The organism is Peribacillus sp. NPDC096447, from assembly GCF_044762725.1.
Taxonomy (GTDB): Bacteria; Bacillota; Bacilli; order Bacillales; family DSM-1321; genus Peribacillus.
In genome coordinates this window covers 445,277-463,895 of the sequence record NZ_JBIWEV010000001.1, presented here as the reverse complement: position 1 = coordinate 463,895, position 18,619 = coordinate 445,277, and the positions used below count along the sequence as shown (strand labels likewise).

19 protein-coding genes and 1 other annotated feature are annotated in these 18,619 nt (G+C 42.0%); all 19 genes read left to right on the top strand.

The genetic code is table 11. The features are described from left to right. Positions 1-25: 25 nt before the first annotated feature. The 19 genes from floA (at position 26) to rpoD (ending at position 18,600) form a co-directional block, all read left to right on the top strand. A complete protein-coding gene (gene floA / locus ACIQZD_RS02340; RefSeq protein ID WP_402899859.1) occupies positions 26-1,015 on the top strand; it encodes a flotillin-like protein FloA in 990 nt (329 codons plus the stop codon). A gap of 22 nt (positions 1,016-1,037) precedes the next feature. Then, positions 1,038-1,532, top strand: a complete 495-nt coding sequence (locus tag ACIQZD_RS02335) for a hypothetical protein (RefSeq protein ID WP_402897721.1) — start codon at positions 1,038-1,040, stop codon at positions 1,530-1,532. A gap of 125 nt (positions 1,533-1,657) precedes the next feature. Further along, a complete protein-coding gene (gene yqfC / locus ACIQZD_RS02330) occupies positions 1,658-1,942 on the top strand; it encodes a sporulation protein YqfC (RefSeq protein ID WP_034308511.1) in 285 nt (94 codons plus the stop codon). A gap of 15 nt (positions 1,943-1,957) precedes the next feature. After that, positions 1,958-3,145 (top strand): sporulation protein YqfD, encoded by a 1,188-nt coding sequence (gene yqfD / locus ACIQZD_RS02325; RefSeq protein WP_402897718.1) that lies wholly within the window; start codon positions 1,958-1,960, stop codon positions 3,143-3,145. Between the two features lie 3 nt (positions 3,146-3,148). Next, positions 3,149-4,111 carry a PhoH family protein gene (locus ACIQZD_RS02320; RefSeq protein ID WP_034308506.1) on the top strand — a complete coding sequence of 321 codons (963 nt, stop codon included), beginning with the start codon at positions 3,149-3,151 and terminating at the stop codon, positions 4,109-4,111. A gap of 190 nt (positions 4,112-4,301) precedes the next feature. Beyond that, positions 4,302-6,467 carry an HD family phosphohydrolase gene (locus ACIQZD_RS02315; RefSeq protein ID WP_402897715.1) on the top strand — a complete coding sequence of 722 codons (2,166 nt, stop codon included), beginning with the start codon at positions 4,302-4,304 and terminating at the stop codon, positions 6,465-6,467. After that, on the top strand, positions 6,464-6,940 hold the full coding sequence (ybeY, locus tag ACIQZD_RS02310; RefSeq protein WP_241589831.1) for an rRNA maturation RNase YbeY: 477 nt from the start codon (positions 6,464-6,466) through the stop codon (positions 6,938-6,940). Before ACIQZD_RS02315 ends, ybeY begins: the two co-directional genes overlap by 4 nt. Next, positions 6,918-7,295 (top strand): diacylglycerol kinase family protein, encoded by a 378-nt coding sequence (locus tag ACIQZD_RS02305; RefSeq protein ID WP_089361538.1) that lies wholly within the window; start codon positions 6,918-6,920, stop codon positions 7,293-7,295. The genes ybeY and ACIQZD_RS02305 overlap by 23 nt, the downstream gene beginning before the upstream one ends. A gap of 39 nt (positions 7,296-7,334) precedes the next feature. Further along, positions 7,335-7,733, top strand: a complete 399-nt coding sequence (locus ACIQZD_RS02300) for a cytidine deaminase (RefSeq protein WP_137019116.1) — start codon at positions 7,335-7,337, stop codon at positions 7,731-7,733. Continuing rightward, the gene (gene era, locus ACIQZD_RS02295) at positions 7,726-8,655 is read left to right on the top strand and encodes a GTPase Era (protein WP_241589830.1); all 930 of its coding nucleotides are present in this window, start codon (positions 7,726-7,728) and stop codon (positions 8,653-8,655) included. Before ACIQZD_RS02300 ends, era begins: the two co-directional genes overlap by 8 nt. Positions 8,656-8,754: 99 nt before the next feature. Then, on the top strand, positions 8,755-8,898 hold the full coding sequence (locus ACIQZD_RS02290) for a YqzL family protein (protein ID WP_065310843.1): 144 nt from the start codon (positions 8,755-8,757) through the stop codon (positions 8,896-8,898). 33 nt (positions 8,899-8,931) lie between these two features. Next, positions 8,932-9,684, top strand: coding sequence for a DNA repair protein RecO (gene recO / locus ACIQZD_RS02285; protein ID WP_402897708.1), 753 nt, complete (start codon positions 8,932-8,934; stop codon positions 9,682-9,684). Positions 9,685-9,742: 58 nt separating this feature from the next. Further along, positions 9,743-9,919: a binding site (T-box leader), on the top strand. 97 nt (positions 9,920-10,016) lie between these two features. Then, entirely contained in the window at positions 10,017-10,913 is an 897-nt protein-coding gene (gene glyQ, locus ACIQZD_RS02280; RefSeq protein WP_034308488.1) for a glycine--tRNA ligase subunit alpha, read from the top strand. After that, complete coding sequence (gene glyS, locus ACIQZD_RS02275; protein WP_402897705.1) at positions 10,900-12,969, top strand: glycine--tRNA ligase subunit beta; 2,070 nt, start codon at positions 10,900-10,902, stop codon at positions 12,967-12,969. The genes glyQ and glyS overlap by 14 nt, the downstream gene beginning before the upstream one ends. 160 nt (positions 12,970-13,129) lie before the next feature. Next, positions 13,130-13,768 (top strand): transcriptional regulator CcpN, encoded by a 639-nt coding sequence (ccpN, locus tag ACIQZD_RS02270; RefSeq protein WP_034308483.1) that lies wholly within the window; start codon positions 13,130-13,132, stop codon positions 13,766-13,768. Between the two features lie 28 nt (positions 13,769-13,796). Further along, positions 13,797-14,606, top strand: a complete 810-nt coding sequence (locus ACIQZD_RS02265) for a pyruvate, water dikinase regulatory protein (RefSeq protein WP_101223470.1) — start codon at positions 13,797-13,799, stop codon at positions 14,604-14,606. A 512-nt stretch (positions 14,607-15,118) separates the two neighbouring features. Next, positions 15,119-15,574 (top strand): YaiI/YqxD family protein, encoded by a 456-nt coding sequence (locus tag ACIQZD_RS02260; RefSeq protein ID WP_101223469.1) that lies wholly within the window; start codon positions 15,119-15,121, stop codon positions 15,572-15,574. A 51-nt stretch (positions 15,575-15,625) separates the two neighbouring features. Further along, a complete protein-coding gene (dnaG, locus tag ACIQZD_RS02255) occupies positions 15,626-17,431 on the top strand; it encodes a DNA primase (RefSeq protein WP_402899855.1) in 1,806 nt (601 codons plus the stop codon). 35 nt (positions 17,432-17,466) lie between these two features. Continuing rightward, positions 17,467-18,600, top strand: a complete 1,134-nt coding sequence (gene rpoD, locus ACIQZD_RS02250; protein WP_034308477.1) for an RNA polymerase sigma factor RpoD — start codon at positions 17,467-17,469, stop codon at positions 18,598-18,600. The last annotated feature ends 19 nt before the right edge of the window (positions 18,601-18,619 follow it).

The window sequence follows — 18,619 nt, the reverse complement described above, 5'->3', positions numbered from 1 at the left end:
TCATTAAGTGATAACTTCAGGAACGATATTTATTGTACTGGCAGTGATTGCTGCTATCATCGTATTGGCAGTATTTTTCACATTCGTACCAGTAATGCTATGGATTTCCGCTTTAGCGGCAGGAGTCAAAATCAGTATATTTACATTAGTTGGGATGAGGCTTCGCCGTGTTATACCAAGCAGGGTCGTCAATCCTCTTATCAAGGCCCATAAGGCTGGAATCAATGTTTCAACGAATCAATTGGAGAGCCATTACCTTGCAGGCGGTAATGTCGATCGAGTGGTGAATGCATTAATTGCTGCAGAACGAGCCAATATCACGTTACCTTTCGAACGGGGTGCAGCTATTGACCTAGCCGGCCGTGATGTACTGGAAGCCGTTCAAATGAGCGTTAACCCGAAAGTGATTGAAACCCCGTTCATCTCTGGTGTGGCGATGAATGGTATTGAAGTGAAAGCGAAGGCAAGGATCACGGTCCGAGCCAATATTGAACGCTTGGTCGGTGGTGCCGGTGAAGAGACGATCATTGCCCGTGTAGGGGAAGGGATCGTATCCACGATCGGTGCTTCGAAAATGCATACGGATGTACTGGAACATCCCGATTTGATTTCACGAACGGTTTTATCAAAAGGGTTGGATTCAGGAACGGCATTCGAGATTCTTTCCATTGATATCGCTGAAGTGGATATCGGTAAAAATATCGGGGCCATATTACAAACTGACCAAGCCGAAGCCGATAAGAAGATAGCCCAGGCAAAGGCCGAGGAACGCCGTGCGATGGCTGTTGCACTTGAACAGGAAATGGTTGCCCGTGTTCAGGAAATGAGAGCGAAGGTTGTTCAATCCGAAGCCGAAGTTCCGTTGGCCATGGCTGATGCACTTAAAAGCGGAAACCTTGGAGTGATGGATTATATGAATATCCAAAATATCACGGCTGATACGGATATGCGCGATTCCATCAGTAAAATATCCGAAAATCCAAAAGATAACAACAATAACCATAATAATAATTAGGTCTGGGAAGGAAGGTCTTTAAATGGGAGAATTTATTGATTTCTTTCTCGAGAACCCGTTCCTTATCATTGTCTTGATCGGTGTTTTAACGTCCATGTTAGGAAAGAAAAAGCAGATTCAAGATCCTGACACGCCTCCGAAAAAGAAATGGCAGGAGGTCATGCGGGAGCTTCAAGGTGAAGTGCCGCAAGGGAATCAGCAGCAAAAGCATGCACCTCCTCCCGTAAGGAAAGTCGAACAGCAGGCAGCACAGGCTGTTGAAGTGATCGATGAGACGAAGAACGAAGCGAACAAAAGGATTGCGGAGCTTAGACGGCTTCAACAGAAGTACGATCAAGAGCGTTTATATCAAAAGGCGAAAGCAGATCAACTTACATCAACGATTTCTGATAATAACAGTCCGGTCTATAGCAAAGGACCGTCTTTTGGCAAAAAACAGCTGATTGATGGCATCATCATGTCTGAAGTGCTGGGACCGCCAAGGGCGAAGAGAAGTCTTCACAGATCCAGAAGGTGATTCGGAGCCGGGGCTTTTTTAAGCCCGTCATTAAAAGCCTGAAAAAATAGACTTTCATTCCCTTATAATTTTGTGCTAGAACCCTCTTTCATTTCATACATTGAGATGAAAGGGGGTTCTTTTTTATGGCACGCAATTGGGGAAAAAAAGTGAAACAGCTTATGACCAAAACAATGGACCTTCCGCAAGATGTCATGATGGACCTGCCGCGAATTACAATGATTGGACAATTACATATTTATATTGAAAACCATCGTGGCTTATTGGCTTTTACAGACAGCGAAGTGCGATTGATGCTGAAAAATGGGCAGTTGCTGATAAAGGGAAATGCCTTTGTCATAAAGACGATTTTGCCGGAAGAAATCATGCTCGAAGGCAAAATTGATAAGGTTTATTTTATCAATGAATGATCCCGGGAGGTCTCCATGAAAAACCAATGGACAAACTATTATACAGGCTATGTAAAGGTGAAGGCTTATGGCAAAGGTGCAGAACGGCTGATCAATATGCTGACGAGAAGGGGGCTTCATATCTGGGAAGTGAAGCGTGTCGGAAGTGAATCCCTGATTTTCCATATGGATATCAGGGATATCCCAAAACTCCGTCAGGTCATGCGTAAGAGCGATTGTAAAGTAAAGTTCATGCAGGGAAAGGGTTTCCCTTTCCTATTGAAGAGAGTCATGAAAAACAGCGGGTTTTTAGCGGGGATGATCGCTTTCCTGCTTTGCATATTCGTACTTTCCAATATGGTATGGGGCATCGAGGTTCAAGATGCCAAACCGGCAACCGAGCATGCCATCCGGAAAGAATTGGACAAGATGGGCGTGAAGATCGGTAAAGTGCAATTCTTTGTTGATGATGTGGATACGATTCAGCGTAAGCTGTCGGACCGGATCGGTGCATTGACATGGGTAGGGGTGGAGCTGAAGGGAACGACATACCATTTTCGGGTTGTAGAAAAACGGCAGCCTAAGGAGGTCGAGAAAACATCTCCACAGAATTTGGTAGCTTCCAAAAAAGCGATCATCACTGATATGTTCGTTGAAAAAGGACAATCTATTGTTAATGTGAATGATTATGTAGGAAAGGGACAGCTTCTTGTTTCAGGATTGATTGGAAAAGAGGATAAACAGGAAATTGTATCCGCACAGGGAGTAATAAAAGGGAAAACATGGTATAAAGCGAAAGTGGAAGTTCCGTTAAAAACCAAGTTTTCTGTTTTTAACGGAGATGAAACGAGCAGGCACTTTTTAAAAATGGGGGGCTTTTCCCTTCCGGTATGGGGTTTCAAGGATCCGGGATATGAAAAACAGGAAAAAGAAACGACAATGAGGCCGTTTCACTTTCTTCAATGGGAACTGCCCATTTCCTATAAACAAGTGACCTTTAGGAGCAAGGAAGATATTGTACGAAGTTATACGGAGAAAGAAGCGGTGGAGGAAGGCAGGAAAATGGCTAAAGCTGAATTGAAAAAGCATTTAGACGAGGAAGATGAAATCGTCGAAGAAAAAATTTTGCACGAAAGCATGGAGAATGGTAAAGTAAAATTATCTATACATTACCAAGTTATTGAAGATATAGCGATTGGACAACCAATCATTCAAGGAGACTAACGAATGGCAGATGATGTGAAAGTAATTAAGCTAGAAATAGAATCACCTAATGAAGCGATCGCTTTATTGGGCAATGGAGATTCAAATGTAAAAGTGCTCGAAGAGGAGCTAGGCATTTCCGTCATAACCCGAGGTGAAGCGGTGAGTGTTGCCGGGGATATCGAGCGGGTAACGATGGGGGAGGAAATCCTCAAGGCATTATTGACAGTGGTCAGAAAAGGAATTGCAATCAGTTCCAGAGATGTGCTTTATGCAATTGAATTGGCAAGAAAAGGCACATTGGAGTATTTCGGTGAATTATATGATGAGGAAATCGCAAAAACGGCTAAGGGGAAATCCATTAAAGTCAAAACAATCGGGCAGAGATACTATATCCAGGCAATAAAGAAACAGGACCTTGTATTTGGAATTGGGCCTGCCGGAACCGGGAAGACCTATCTTGCTGTAGTGATGGCCATCAATGCGTTGAAAAATGGACATGTTAAACGGATCATCCTGACACGGCCTGCCGTCGAAGCAGGGGAAAGCCTTGGTTTTCTTCCTGGTGACCTGAAGGAAAAGGTAGATCCTTATCTACGTCCGCTGTATGACGCTCTCCATGACCTTCTAGGGATGGAACAGACACAAAGGATGATAGAACGCGGAACGATCGAAATAGCTCCTCTGGCTTATATGAGGGGCCGTACGCTTGAAGATGCCTTTGTCATTTTGGATGAAGCCCAGAATACGACGGAAGCGCAAATGAAGATGTTCTTGACCAGGCTTGGTTTCGGATCGAAAATGGTCATTACGGGAGATCGGACCCAAATTGACCTTCCAAAAGGCATGAAGTCAGGTCTTGTCCGGGTAGAAGAGATCTTGAAGAATGTTAAAGGCCTTTCCTTTGTTTATTTTGAACAAAGTGATGTTGTAAGACATCCGCTTGTCGCCAAAATCATTACTGCTTACGAGCAGGCGAAGTCATAAGAAGAAATCCGCCATTTCAATCGGCGGATTTTTCGTGATGTGTCTAAATTACAAACTTTATGGTAAAAAAGTGGATATGGAATGAAAGAAGCTTTACATTTATCAATACGAAGGTGAAAATTCACATAAAAACTGTTATGATTTTACATATCTAGAATAATAAACATCATTTTTATTAGGAGGACCTTCCTTGAATCGTATCCAGAAATTTTTCACTCAAATAAAAGGGCTGTTGGTCCATCGCTTTTTTCAAGTGCTATTGTTCATCATACTTGGTTTGTTTGCTTATGTGTTAATGTTCTCCAATGTTAAGCCGGAAAGGGTCCAGGTAGAGCTGTTTAAGCCTGCAGAACAAACGATCCGTTCAACCAAGACTGTGGAAGATACCTATAAGACGGAACAGGAAAAAGAAGAGATTTCAAAACAGGTGGCGGATGTTTATTCTTTAAAAAAAGAATATGCCAAAAATAAAGTCGATCTGATTTCATCCATTTTCGATTCAGCGATAGAGGTGAATAAAGAAACGCAACCCGATGAAGACCATGAGGAAAACGAGGATAAAAAAGAGACCGTAAAGACGGATGCTCAAAAAGTTTCCATATTAAAAGAAAAATTGACTGATGAAGTGAATAAAGATATCGAGGAATCCGTTTTCCTTGCATTAGTGCAGGCTGATGAAGATGAGTTGAAAATAGCGAAGGATTCAACCATTACAGCCGTGAATAATGTGATGAGCTCCCGAATCGCTGCAAGTGACGTGGAAAATGCCAAGAAAAAGGTTGTAGAGGAATTGGGTTATATGAGCATTAGCGGCGATATGAAAAAAGCCTCCACTTCCCTTGCGCGTACGGCAATCATTCAGAATGTATTTTTCGATAAGGACAAAACCGAGGAACAGCGTAGGAAAGCCGTTGAAAGCGTGGAGCCGATCAGGATCCTTCAAGGTCAGATCATCGTTGAAGAAAATCAATTAGTGGACAGGGATGTATATAGGCAGCTTGAACTGGCGGGCTTCTTAAATACGGAGTCTACCATATACCCGTATATCGGCCTGCTGTTATTCATAGTCCTGACTTTTGCCGCTTTTTATTACTTTTTCTACTATTCCATTTCCAAAAAGGATAACAAGTACAATCAGTTATTGATCTTCAGCCTTGTCTTCATCCTTTCAATGGCTACCATGAAAACAGTCAGCATTCTCGCAGACCTGAAAAACTCGAACTTGGAATACATTTTCCCGGGTGCCATGGCGGCGATGCTCATCAAAATATTATTGAATGATAAGCTAGCGGTAGCAATGATCATATTGTTAGGTTCGTATGGTACGATTATATTCAATGGTGATACACCTGGAAATCTGGATTTCTCGATGGGGCTTTATATCATTTTCGGGGGATTGACGGCAATCATCATTCTATCCAGGCCAAATTTCAAATCAAAGGTGCTGGTAGCAGGGCTGCTATTGGCTTTAATCAATATGGCATTTGTTTTTTCGCTCATCTTTATTATGGACAGCCATTATACTAGAATGGAGTACTTATATTATGCTGCTGCTGCGATGGGTTCTGGAGTGGGTGCAGCTGTTTTGACAATGGGCCTGTTGCCGTTTTTCGAGGCTGGTTTCGGGATCTTATCATCGATTAAGCTAATTGAGCTAGCGAATCCCAATCATCCATTACTGCGAAGGATCTTGATAGAGGCTCCGGGGACATATCATCATAGCGTGATGGTCGCCAATTTGGCGGAATCGGCTTGTGAAGCCATCGGGTCGAATGGATTGCTGGCAAGGGTCGGCAGTTATTATCATGATATCGGTAAAACGAAGCGGCCGCATTTCTTCATCGAAAACCAGATGAATGAAGAGAATCCGCATGATCGGCTGCCGCCGGAAACGAGCAGGGATATCATCATTGCTCATGCCGTAGACGGCGGGGAGATGCTTCGCAGTCACAAATTCCCGAAAGAGATTGTGGATATTGCAGAGCAGCATCATGGGACCACTTTATTGAAATTTTTCTACCATAAGGCAAAAAAACAAGATGAGTCCACACTCGAAGCGGACTACCGATATCCCGGTCCGAGAGCGGTAATGAAGGAAGTAGCCGTCATCGGCATAGCCGATAGTGTGGAAGCTGCAGTGAGATCGATGAAGCATCCAACTCCTGAGAAGATTGAAGAACTGGTAAGTTTCATCATTCAGGACAGGATTTCTGATGGTCAATTTGATGAATGTGACATTACTATGAGAGAATTGAGTATCGTGAAGCATTCCTTATATGAATCGCTTAATGGTATCTTCCACTCCAGGATTGAATATCCGGAGTCGGATAAATTAGGACAGAAGGTGAAAGAATGATTTTAGCTATCGATTTTATGGATGAAACGAATGAAGTAACGGAGGAAGCCCAGCACCTTGTTGAAAGCATTCTGCAATTTGCGGCAAGAAAAGAAAACATTGAAAAAGACACCGAGCTGTCTGTTACATTTGTTGACAATGATAGGATTCGGGAAATCAATAAAGAATATCGTAATAAAGATTCAGCTACAGATGTCATTTCATTTGCACTTGAAGAAATGGGAGAAGATGAAGTGGAAATTGTCGGGGCCGAAATGCCCCGCATGTTAGGGGATATCATCATTTCCATTGAACGCACGAAAGAACAGGCTGAAGAATATGGTCATTCATTTGACCGGGAACTTGGATTTTTAGCACTGCATGGTTTTCTTCACTTATTAGGATTTGACCACATGAATGAAGAAGATGAAAAAGTGATGTTCACAAAACAAAAGGAGATCTTGGAAGAATATGGACTTTCAAGAGAAGGGTAAAAAAAGGTATCCTTTATTAAAAAGTTTCTCTTTTGCCTGTCAGGGAATTTTGGAGGCTGTTCGGACTGAACGCAATATCAAGATTCACTTCGCGTTAACGGCAATCGTCGTATTCTTTGGTTGGTACTTCTCATTGAATGGGATGGAGTGGCTTTTCATTTTGGCGGCCATAGCCGGTACGATTACGTTGGAGCTCGTTAATTCAGCGATTGAAAGGGTAGTGGACCTGGTAACGGATCAAATCCATCCGCTTGCCAAGCAGGCAAAAGATATTGCAGCCGGAGCTGTATTCATATATGCTATATTTTCTATAATAGTTGGATTGATTATCTTTTTGCCCAAGTTTGGCCTGTAGATTGCCGAAATGGTACTCAATTTGAAAGGAAGATGTGAATTGAATACAAAAGAATTGATTGAGGAAGCTAAAAAAGCAAGGGATAAAGCTTATGTGCCTTACTCCAAATTTAAGGTGGGGGCGGCCCTTTTAACCGCTGATGGAAAGGTCTATCATGGTTGTAATATAGAAAATGCAGCATACAGCATGTGTAATTGCGCCGAAAGGACAGCTTTATTCAGCGCTTATGCCCATGACGATAAAAAATTCACTAAACTTGCAGTCGTGGCAGATACCGATGGTCCCGTTGCTCCATGCGGGGCATGCAGGCAGGTTATTTCAGAGCTGTGCGAAAAGGATATGCCGGTTGTTTTGACCAACTTAAATGGGGATATAAAAGAACTAACAGTACAGGAATTGCTTCCAGGAGCTTTTTCACCGGAGGATTTGAATGGATAAATTATTTAATGATACACAAGTAAAAGATTACAAATCAGGCTTCATTTCGATTATTGGACGACCTAATGTTGGAAAGAGTACATTTCTGAATCGGGTCATCGGTCAAAAGATCGCCATTATGAGCGATAAACCGCAAACTACAAGAAATAAGGTCCAAGGTGTACTTACGCAAAACGATTCACAAATGATTTTCATCGATACACCCGGCATTCATAAACCAAAGCATAAGCTTGGTGATTTCATGATGAAAGTGGCCACGAATACATTGAAGGAAGTCGATTTGATTCTCTTCATGATCAATGCGACTGAAGGATACGGACGCGGTGACGAGTTTATCATTGAAAAACTTCAATCCGTAAAAACGCCTGTTTTCCTGGTTGTAAACAAAATCGATGCGATGCATCCAGATGATTTACTTCCGATCATTGAAAAATACCAACAGCTTTACCCTTTTGCGGCAGTCGTTCCGATTTCTGCGCTTGAAGGAAATAACGTCGAGACATTGCTTGAACAAATCAAGGAACACTTGCCTGAAGGTCCCCAGTTTTACCCTGCTGACCAAGTGACCGACCACCCGGAACGTTTTATCATTTCCGAATTGGTCCGCGAGAAGGTGCTGCACCTGACACGGGAAGAAATTCCGCATTCAGTGGCTGTTGTCATCGATTCAATTAAAAAAATGGACAACAGCGACACCATTAATGTCATGGCGACGATCGTTGTCGAACGTGATTCACAAAAAGGCATTGTCATCGGAAAGCAAGGGAAAATGCTTAAAGAAGTCGGTAGTCGTGCCAGAGTGGATATCGAAAACTTATTGGGCTCGAAAGTTTTCCTGGAACTGTGGGTAAAGGTGCAGAAGGATTGGCGTAACAAAGCAAGCCAGCTTCGCGATTATGGCTTCAATGAGAGCGAGTATTAATTAACAAAATTTACGCATCATGAAAGTTTGGAAAACGGTCAAGCTAATCATATGGTCGGATATTCATATTGCTAGTTAAAAATGAAAGGTGGGCTTTATATGTTGGATTTTACCTGGGAATTATTCACTGAAACAGGTAATGTGGACACCTATTTGCTGTTTAAGGAGATAGAAGTCGAAAGACAGGAAAGACACTTGGGATTAAATGATGAGCTAGCAGAAATTGATTTTCCTGTTTCATAGGTTAGCCTTGGCGAGCATGGGTGGTGTCTTGGTATGCTCCAAAAATGTGAGGGCATTGTCATAAGGCGAACTGCATATGGGGAAAATAACAAAATCATTACTATATATACCCGTGAGCTAGGAAAAATTGGCGTTATGGCTAGAGGAGCCAGTAAACCTAACAGCAGGCTTTCTGCCGTCACACAGCTTTTTTGCTCCGGGTATTTTCTTGTAACCACATCAACCGGACTCGGAAGTCTTCAGCAAGGCGAAATGGTCGATTCACTCCGTTTCATAAGGGAGGATCTTTTTGCCACTGCTTATGCTTCTTATATTGTTGAATTGCTTGATAAAAGCGTCGAGGATAAGAAACCGAATCCATATTTGTATGAGTTGCTTTCGCAAACCTTGCATTACATAAACGAAGAATATGACGCAGAGGTATTGAAATTCATTTTTGAAATGAAGATGCTGCCCGTCAATGGGATTAACCCAGTGCTGAATCAATGTTCTGTATGTGGTGAAACGGAAGGGGAATTCTCCTTCTCGCTTCGGGAAGCGGGCTTTATCTGTCACCGCTGCCTGGGGAAGGACCCATATCATTTTAAAATTTCACCTGCAGCCGTCAAATTGCTGCGGATCTTTTATTATTTCGATTTATCAAGGCTAGGAAACATTTCCGTCAAGCCTGAAACGAAAAAAGAACTGCGGAAGATCATCGATGCTTATTATGAGGAATATTCTGGTCTGAACTTGAAATCAAAAAAGTTCCTGAAACAGATTGATACGATGAAAGATATGTTTTAAGATCTGACCTATTGACATTCCATGTTAGTTTGTATAAAATTCTAATCATCAAAATAAGAAGATTGCGTTGATGGAAAAGAGTATCTGTCATTCTCCATAAAAAGCGAACCCGGGACGGTGAAAGCCGGGATATGGATTTACAGGGAAGGGCGTTTCCGGAGCATGTTGCTTTGAAAAGAGGCCGTTTTATAAACGGCAATTAGGGTGGAACCGCGGGTATACTCTCGTCCCTATGCATTTCGCATAGGGACGGGAGTTTTTTGTTTGCCTAAATGTGATGGGTTCCGACCTATTTTTAAAAAGAGCCGTTTTAAATAACCTGGAGGTGTACGATGAATATTCAAAATATGATTTTAACGTTACAAAAGCATTGGTCTGAACAAGGCTGCATATTGATGAATGCTTATGATGTCGAGAAAGGGGCAGGAACGATGAGCCCATACACGTTCCTGAGAGCCATTGGACCGGAGCCTTGGAGCGTTGCTTACGTGGAGCCTTCACGCCGTCCTGCTGACGGTCGTTATGGTGAGAACCCTAACCGACTGTATCAGCACCATCAGTTCCAAGTGATCATGAAGCCGTCGCCTGACAATATCCAAGAGTTATATTTGGATTCTTTACGCGCTTTAGGGATAAATCCGCTTGAGCATGATATTCGCTTTGTGGAGGACAACTGGGAAAATCCATCACTAGGGTGTGCCGGTCTCGGTTGGGAAGTGTGGCTTGATGGAATGGAAATCACGCAATTTACATATTTCCAACAAGTGGGCGGCCTTGAGTGTAAGCCGGTTTCCGTGGAAATAACATACGGGATCGAACGTCTCGCCTCATACATTCAAGATAAGGAAAACGTATTTGACCTGGAATGGACAGATGGATTCACAGTTCGGGATATATTTGGACAGCCGGAATACGAACATTCGAAATATACGTTCGAAACCTCCGACCTTGATATGCTGTTTCAGCTTTTCACGATGTATGAAAAAGAAGCGCATCGCCAAATGGAAGAAGGACTTGTACATCCCGCATATGATTATGTTTTGAAATGTTCACATACATTTAACCTTTTGGATGCCAAAGGTGCCATCTCGGTGACGGAAAGAACGGGTTATATTGCCCGGTGCCGTAACCTTGCGCGCAAGGTTGCCAAAACCTTCTATGAAGAGCGGGAAAAATTAGGCTTCCCGATTCTGAAAGTGAAAGGGGAGAATACAAATGAGCAAGCGTGATTTGTTATTGGAAATTGGATTGGAAGAGCTGCCTGCCCGTTTTGTGACAGCATCAATGAAACAGTTGTCAGATAAGGTGCAGCAATGGCTAACGGAAAAAGCGATAGAATTCGGAACGGTTGAAGCTTTTTCCACACCAAGACGTTTGGCCGTACTGGTGAAAGACGTGGAAGAATCCCAAAAGGATATCGAAGAAGAAGCAAAAGGCCCGGCTAAGAAAATCGCTCTGGACAGCGAAGGCAACTGGTCTAAAGCCGCATTGGGATTCGTCAGGGGTCAAGGGATGACTTCAGAGGACATTTATTTTAAAGAACTCAAGGGTGTGGAATATGTCCATGTGAATAAATTCATAAAAGGACAGCAGACCGTTCAGCTTTTATCTGAGCTTGCTGAAATCATCAGCGGCATGACGTTCCCGAAAAATATGCGTTGGGCCAATCAGGAGCTCCGCTTCGTCCGTCCGATTAAATGGCTGATTGCCTTATTCGGCAATGACATTGTGCCATTCAGCATTGCTGATGTGGAAACGGGCCGTGAAACAAAAGGACACCGTTTCTTGGGCGATAGCGCTAGCATCGAACTGCCGGAACTGTACGAAGATACGCTAAAAGAACAATTTGTTATGGCGAATCCAGATAAACGCCGGCAAGTTATATTGGATCAGATTAAAGAGCTTGAGCAGGAGAAAGGCTGGATCATCCCAGTCGATGAAGATCTGCTTGAAGAAGTCAATAATTTGGTAGAGTATCCAACGGTGTTATTTGGAAATTTTGAAGAAGAATTCCTTGAGCTTCCAGCTGAGGTGCTTATTACATCGATGAAGGAACATCAACGTTATTTCCCTGTTAAAGATCAGGACGGGAAACTGCTTGCTCACTTTGTAACCGTACGTAACGGCGATGACCGCCATTTGGATAAGGTTTCTAAAGGTAATGAAAAAGTATTGCGTGCCCGCCTATCTGATGCAGCATTCTTCTATAAAGAAGATCAGAAAAAAGAGATTTCGGATGCTTTGAAAAAGCTTGACAGCATTGTTTATCATGAAGAAATCGGTACATTAGCCGAGAAAACTGCCCGGGTAACTGCTCTGACGGGTGACCTTGCGGATGCTTTGAATTTAAAGGCGGAAAAAGAAATGGCGCTTCGGACAGCGGCAATTGCCAAGTTCGATTTGGTTAGTCAAATGGTTTATGAATTCCCTGAATTGCAAGGGTATATGGGTGAAAAATATGCGCTCTTAAAAGGTGAAGCAAAAGAAGTGGCCGCGGCTATCAATGAACATTATATGCCAAGACATGCGGATGACAATGTACCGCCTTCAGTCATTGGTGCGGTTGTTAGTTTAGCTGAAAAAATTGATACTTTGTCTTCATTCTTCGCTATTGGCGTCATTCCGACAGGTTCCCAGGATCCTTACGCATTAAGAAGGCAGGCGAGCGGTGTCGTCCAAATCCTAGCGGAGAAGAAATGGAATATTTCTCTAGAGGAGCTTATTGTTTTAGGCCTTAAAGGACTGGAATCAAAAGGCATCTTAAAACGTGATCTTGAAGAAGTTAAAGCGGATATGTTCACATTCTTTAAAGCACGTGTCAAACACCTGCTTCAAGAACAGCAAATCCGTTACGATTTGATTGATGCAATTCTGTTCAATGATATTGGTTATATCCACTCAATCGTGGAACGTGCACATGTCTTGGATGCTAAAAAGGACGAAGCAGGATTTAAAGAAAGCCTGGAAGCATTAAGTCGGGTCATGAACATTGCCGTTAAATGTGACAATAAGGTGACAGTTGATCCGTCTGCCTTTGAAAATGATCAAGAAAATGAGTTATATGTAAAATATCAAAAAGTGGCAATCCGTTATATGGAATCTAAAGATGAGAATGAGCGGTTTGAACAGCTTGTTTCGCTTCAATCGGAAATAGAGTCATATTTCGAGAATACAATGGTCATGGCAGATGATGAAGCAATCCGTAATAACCGTTTATCCTTAATGAAGGAAATCAGTGATTTGGTTGCAGGTTTTGCTGCCATGAATAAAATCATCCTTACATGATCGAAAGGATGTATGGAAATCGGAAACACTTTAAATAGGGTTTCCGATTTCTTAAAAAGATAATGGTCAATAAATAGGACAAAAATGCCCTTATTAAATAATTTAGTATATAATTATTAAATGAATAACTTTTGTTACTTTACTCTGCGAAAGCAGTGGGGTGGTGATTATAATCCAATTGAATAAGCGTCAGGAGCAAATTTTACAAATTGTAAAAGAAAACGGACCGATTACTGGAGAACATATTGCGGATAGATTGAACCTTACCAGGGCGACACTTCGTCCAGATCTAGCCATTTTAACGATGGCAGGTTTTCTTGATGCCAGGCCGCGAGTGGGGTATTTTTATACAGGCAGGTCAGGGACACAGCTTTTGACCGACAGCCTTAACCATCTTTATGTACGAGACTACCAATCGATACCCGTCGTTGTTGACGAGGGCATTTCCGTATATGATGCAATCGTCATGATGTTTTTGGAAGATGTCGGAACAATGTTCGTGGTCGATAAGCATGCATTGCTTGTTGGTGTCTTATCAAGGAAAGACTTGTTGCGTGCGAGTATTGGGAAACAAGAGCTTAACTCCATTCCAGTCAATATCATCATGACTAGGATGCCCAATATTACAATGTGTTCAAAAGAAGACCTTTTGATTGATGTTGCCAAAAAATTGATTGATAAACAAATCGACTCATTACCGGTCGTCAAAGACACAGAAAAAGGCTATGAAGTAATTGGAAGAATTACAAAAACCAATATTACGAAAGCATTCGTAGCTTTGGCTGATGAAGGCTATTAGGGGGCTTGCAAAAGGAATGACGGAGAATATGAACGGTTCTATTATATATGTTGTATCGGATTCGGTAGGGGAAACAGCGGAATTGGTTACAAAAGCCGCTGCAAGCCAGTTCTCGGGATCTGCATTTTCCATAAAGAGAATTCCGTATATTGAAGATGAACAAAACGTGGATGAAGTGATATCACTGGCTAAGTTGGATGGGGCAATCATTGCTTATACTCTTGTGAAGCCAGCTATTAGAGCGTATATGAAAGCACAGGTCGAGAAAGAAAACCTGTCTGCTTATGACATTTTAGGGCCGCTCATGGACATCCTTGAGGAAAGGGCGCCAAAAGGGCCGCTTAATGAACCTGGTCTTGTAAGAAAGCTGGATGATGACTATTTCAAGCGTGTGGAAGCCATTGAATTTGCTGTAAAATATGATGATGGACGTGACCCTCGGGGCATATTACGTGCAGATATCGTCCTTGTCGGTGTTTCACGCACTTCCAAAACGCCGTTATCACAGTATTTAGCCCACAAACGCTATAAGGTGGCGAACGTACCTTTAGTGCCTGAAGTGGAACCTCCAGAAGAGCTGTTCCTGGTACCTCCTGAAAAATGCATTGGTTTAAAGATCAGCCCGGAAAAGCTGAACCATATTCGTAAAGAACGATTAAAGTCGCTTGGGCTTAATGATCATGCGATTTATGCAAATGTGGAGCGCATAAAAGAAGAATTGACATACTTTGATACAATCATATCAAGGTTGAACTGTCCTATCATTGATGTAACCAATAAAGCTGTTGAAGAAACAGCCAATTTGATAATCAATATCCTTCAAAACAAAAACCGTTGATCCTGATAATTAAGGCAAATCAAAATGTGAGCTAGGCACTTTATGTGTCAGCTCACATTTTAATGCCAAGGTTCAATAGGGAATAAAAAGAATAAGTTCAAAATAATTACATAAAACCCCTCTTTGTTTCCAACTGTAAATCCTTTGGTTTACATGAAAACAAATTCGGAATTTAAATGTTGGCATCTTCTAAACAAATAGACTATAATAAAAAATTGTGAGAAAAAAGTAATCTTAAGGTTTAGACTTAATTAATAAGGAATAAACTAAAGGTTAATGAGATGTCAAGGTTTTTATCATGAAAATAATTCGACATGTTCCGTATAATTCAGGAGGGGCTGGTCTTTTTCAAGGCAAAAGATGCGCTTTCACTTAAATGAGCAGGTATTCCTTGAAGAATAATGTGTGCTCTTTTAGAGGAAACCCTCTGGATCAATGCTGAAAATTCACCATATCTTCATAAATTTTAGGGGAGAAAAAGGATTATGCAGAAAGATGTAGAATTAGAAGGTATGAATAATAAACCTACGATACACGTCGATGCCGATGCATGCCCGGTGAAAGACGAAATCCTTCATTGTGCAAGTTTGCACGATGTTGAAGTCTGTTTTGTTGCATCATATAAAAATATGATGAATAACCCTGAAGGTAAATGGGTATATGTCGATGCAGACAAAGAAGCGGCAGATCTTTATATAGTAAACTCAGTAAAAAAGGGTGATATTGTCGTTACTGCAGATATTGGTTTGGCTGGGACCCTGCTTCCTAAAAACGTTTATGTCCTTTCGCCAAGGGGAAAAGAATACACTGACGAGAATATTTTCATGCTCTTGGATATGCGCTATCAGTCGGCGAAACTCCGCAGGCAGGGTAAGCATACAAAAGGGCCGAAAGCATTCACGAAGGAAGATCGTGCATGTTTTACAAATAAACTTTTGAAAACATTGTCGAACTTTGCAGGGAATTAGGAAACAGTATCGAATTAAAAACTATCACCAATATTGCAAGGTGGAAAAATGATAAATGGCCGTATAGAAGATGAGAAAATTAATCAAATTCGTGAAGCTGTTGACATTGTTGATTTAATTGGGGAGTATGTCCAGTTAAAGAAGCAGGGGCGCAATTACTTTGGCCTATGTCCTTTTCATGGTGAAAACTCGCCCTCGTTTTCCGTTTCGACGGAAAAACAAATCTTTCACTGTTTTGGATGCGGGGCAGGGGGAAATATTTTTACCTTCTTAATGGATATAGAAGGCTACAGCTTTGTGGAATCTGCAAAAGTTTTAGCCGAAAAAGGAAATGTTCCTTTGGATGTTGAAATCAATAAGGATTCCAAGCGTTCTAACATGCCGGCAGGCTCGCAGCAAATGGTTGAGGCACATGACCTGCTGAGGAAGTTTTATCACCATCTCCTCGTTAATACGAAAGAGGGGCAGGATGCCCTCGAATATTTACTTAAACGCGGGTTTACTGAAGAGACGATAGAAAAGTTCCAAATTGGCTACTCTTTGGATTCATGGGATTTCGTGTCCAAGTTTCTTTTAAAACGCGGGTTTCCAGCGGAATACATGGAGCAGGCAGGGCTTATTATTTACAGGGAAAAAGACGAGTCATATTTTGACCGTTTCAGAAATAGAGTCATGTTTCCAATTATGGATCATCAAGGAAATACGATTGCATTTTCAGGAAGAGCGATGGGGGACGATGAGCCCAAATATTTGAATAGTCCTGAAACGCCAATCTTTAATAAAAGTAAAACTTTATATAATTTCCATCATGCAAGACCACACATAAGAAAGAAAGAACAAGCAGTCATTTTTGAAGGCTTTGCCGATTGCATTTCAGCTGTTGGCGCAGGTGTGGAGAATGCGGTCGCTACAATGGGTACTGCCCTGACGGACCAGCATATCCAGCTTTTAAAAAGAAATACTGACCAGATACTTATATGCTACGATTCGGACTCAGCGGGATTAAACGCTGCCAATCGTGCAGTTAATATGCTACAGGACCATGAGTTTTCCGTGAAAGTCGCTCTCATGCCTGATAACTTGGACCCCGATGACTACATAAAGGAATTCGGTGAAAAAAGCTTTGTTTCTGAAGTAATAGGGGCCAGTTTAACCTACATGGCATTCAAAATGCATTATTTGCGTCGAGGGAAAAATGTAAATAATGAAGGAGATCGAATTCAATATATCGAAGAAGTCCTTAAAGAAATTTCACGATTGCCCAATGCCGTGGAGAGGGATCATTATCTTCGGCAGCTATCCTCTGAATTTTCCCTATCATTGGATGCGCTGGAACAGCAGCAGCGTCAGGTGTTCTTTACGGAACGCAAGAAGGGGACACTGCCGCAGCCAGCAGCCCAAAAGAAAATGTCCCTGCAATATGAGCATAAGTTAAAGCCTGCTCACCATAATGCTGAAATGAAGTTGATCGCCCATATGCTAAAAAGCAGGGATACGACTTTCAAAATTCAGCAGTTGCTTGGACAAACGGTTTTTCATGTAGATGAACATCAGGCAATCATCACCTATTTATATGCGTTCTATGAAGATGGACACGAACCGGATACAAGCTTTTTCCTTACTTATTTACCGGATCCAAACTTGAGAAGGATCGTTTCGGAAATAGAAATGATGTCAGTGAATGAGGAAGTTACCGATAAAGAACTGACCGATTGTATAAATCAAGTGTTGAAATATGAAAAGTTGTTAATGATAAAAGAAAAACAAGTTGAAGAAAAAGATGCAGTTAGACGAAGTGATTATGTCACTGCTGCACAAATTGCCATGGAAATCATTAAATTGCGTAAAATGTTGTAGTCGTTTAGGTGTAAGTCCTGGAAGGAGGGGAACTAATGGCTGAAAAACCAGCACGTTCCAAACAAGTTGATAATGAATTTAGCCTTGAACAGGTGAAAGAAAAATTACTAGAGCTAGGTAAAAAACGAGGCTCTTTGACTTTAGAAAAAATCGCTGAAATGATTGGCGGTTTTGAATTGGATTCCGATCAAATGGATGAGTTCTATGAGGTGTTAGCAGAAAACGGCGTCGAAATACTCACTGATGGTGAGGAAGACGAGGATGAAGATGATCCGGATGAGAAGAAGCTTGCAAAAGAAGAAGAGTTTGACTTAAATGATTTAAGTGTTCCTCCTGGCGTTAAAATCAATGACCCAGTACGCATGTACTTAAAGGAAATTGGTAGGGTCGACCTTTTATCGGCAGAAGAGGAAATCTCTCTGGCGACGAGAATCGAAGATGGAGATGAAGAAGCGAAACGCCGTTTGGCAGAAGCTAACCTTCGTCTTGTTGTCAGTATCGCCAAACGATATGTCGGACGCGGGATGCTTTTCCTTGATTTGATTCAGGAAGGTAATATGGGACTTATCAAGGCTGTGGAAAAATTTGATTACCGCAAGGGATTCAAATTCAGTACGTATGCAACATGGTGGATTCGCCAAGCGATAACCCGTGCCATTGCCGACCAAGCAAGAACGATCCGGATACCGGTGCATATGGTGGAAACCATCAATAAATTGATCCGTGTCCAAAGACAGCTTCTTCAGGATTTAGGACGTGAACCTTCTCCGGAAGAAATTGCGGAGGATATGGACTTAACACCTGAAAAAGTTCGTGAAATCTTGAAAATAGCTCAGGAACCGGTTTCATTGGAAACGCCAATAGGTGAAGAAGACGATTCACATTTAGGTGATTTCATTGAAGATCAGGATGCAACTTCTCCATCGGAGCATGCAGCATATGAACTATTGAAAGAACAGCTTGAAGATGTATTGGATACTCTTACTGACCGTGAAGAGAACGTCTTGAGACTCCGCTTTGGACTTGATGATGGCCGCACCCGTACTCTTGAAGAGGTAGGGAAAGTATTTGGGGTCACCCGCGAGCGTATCCGTCAAATCGAAGCGAAGGCGCTGCGTAAACTGAGACATCCAAGCCGCAGCAAACGCTTGAAAGATTTCCTGGAATAGAATATATGCCCTTCACAGA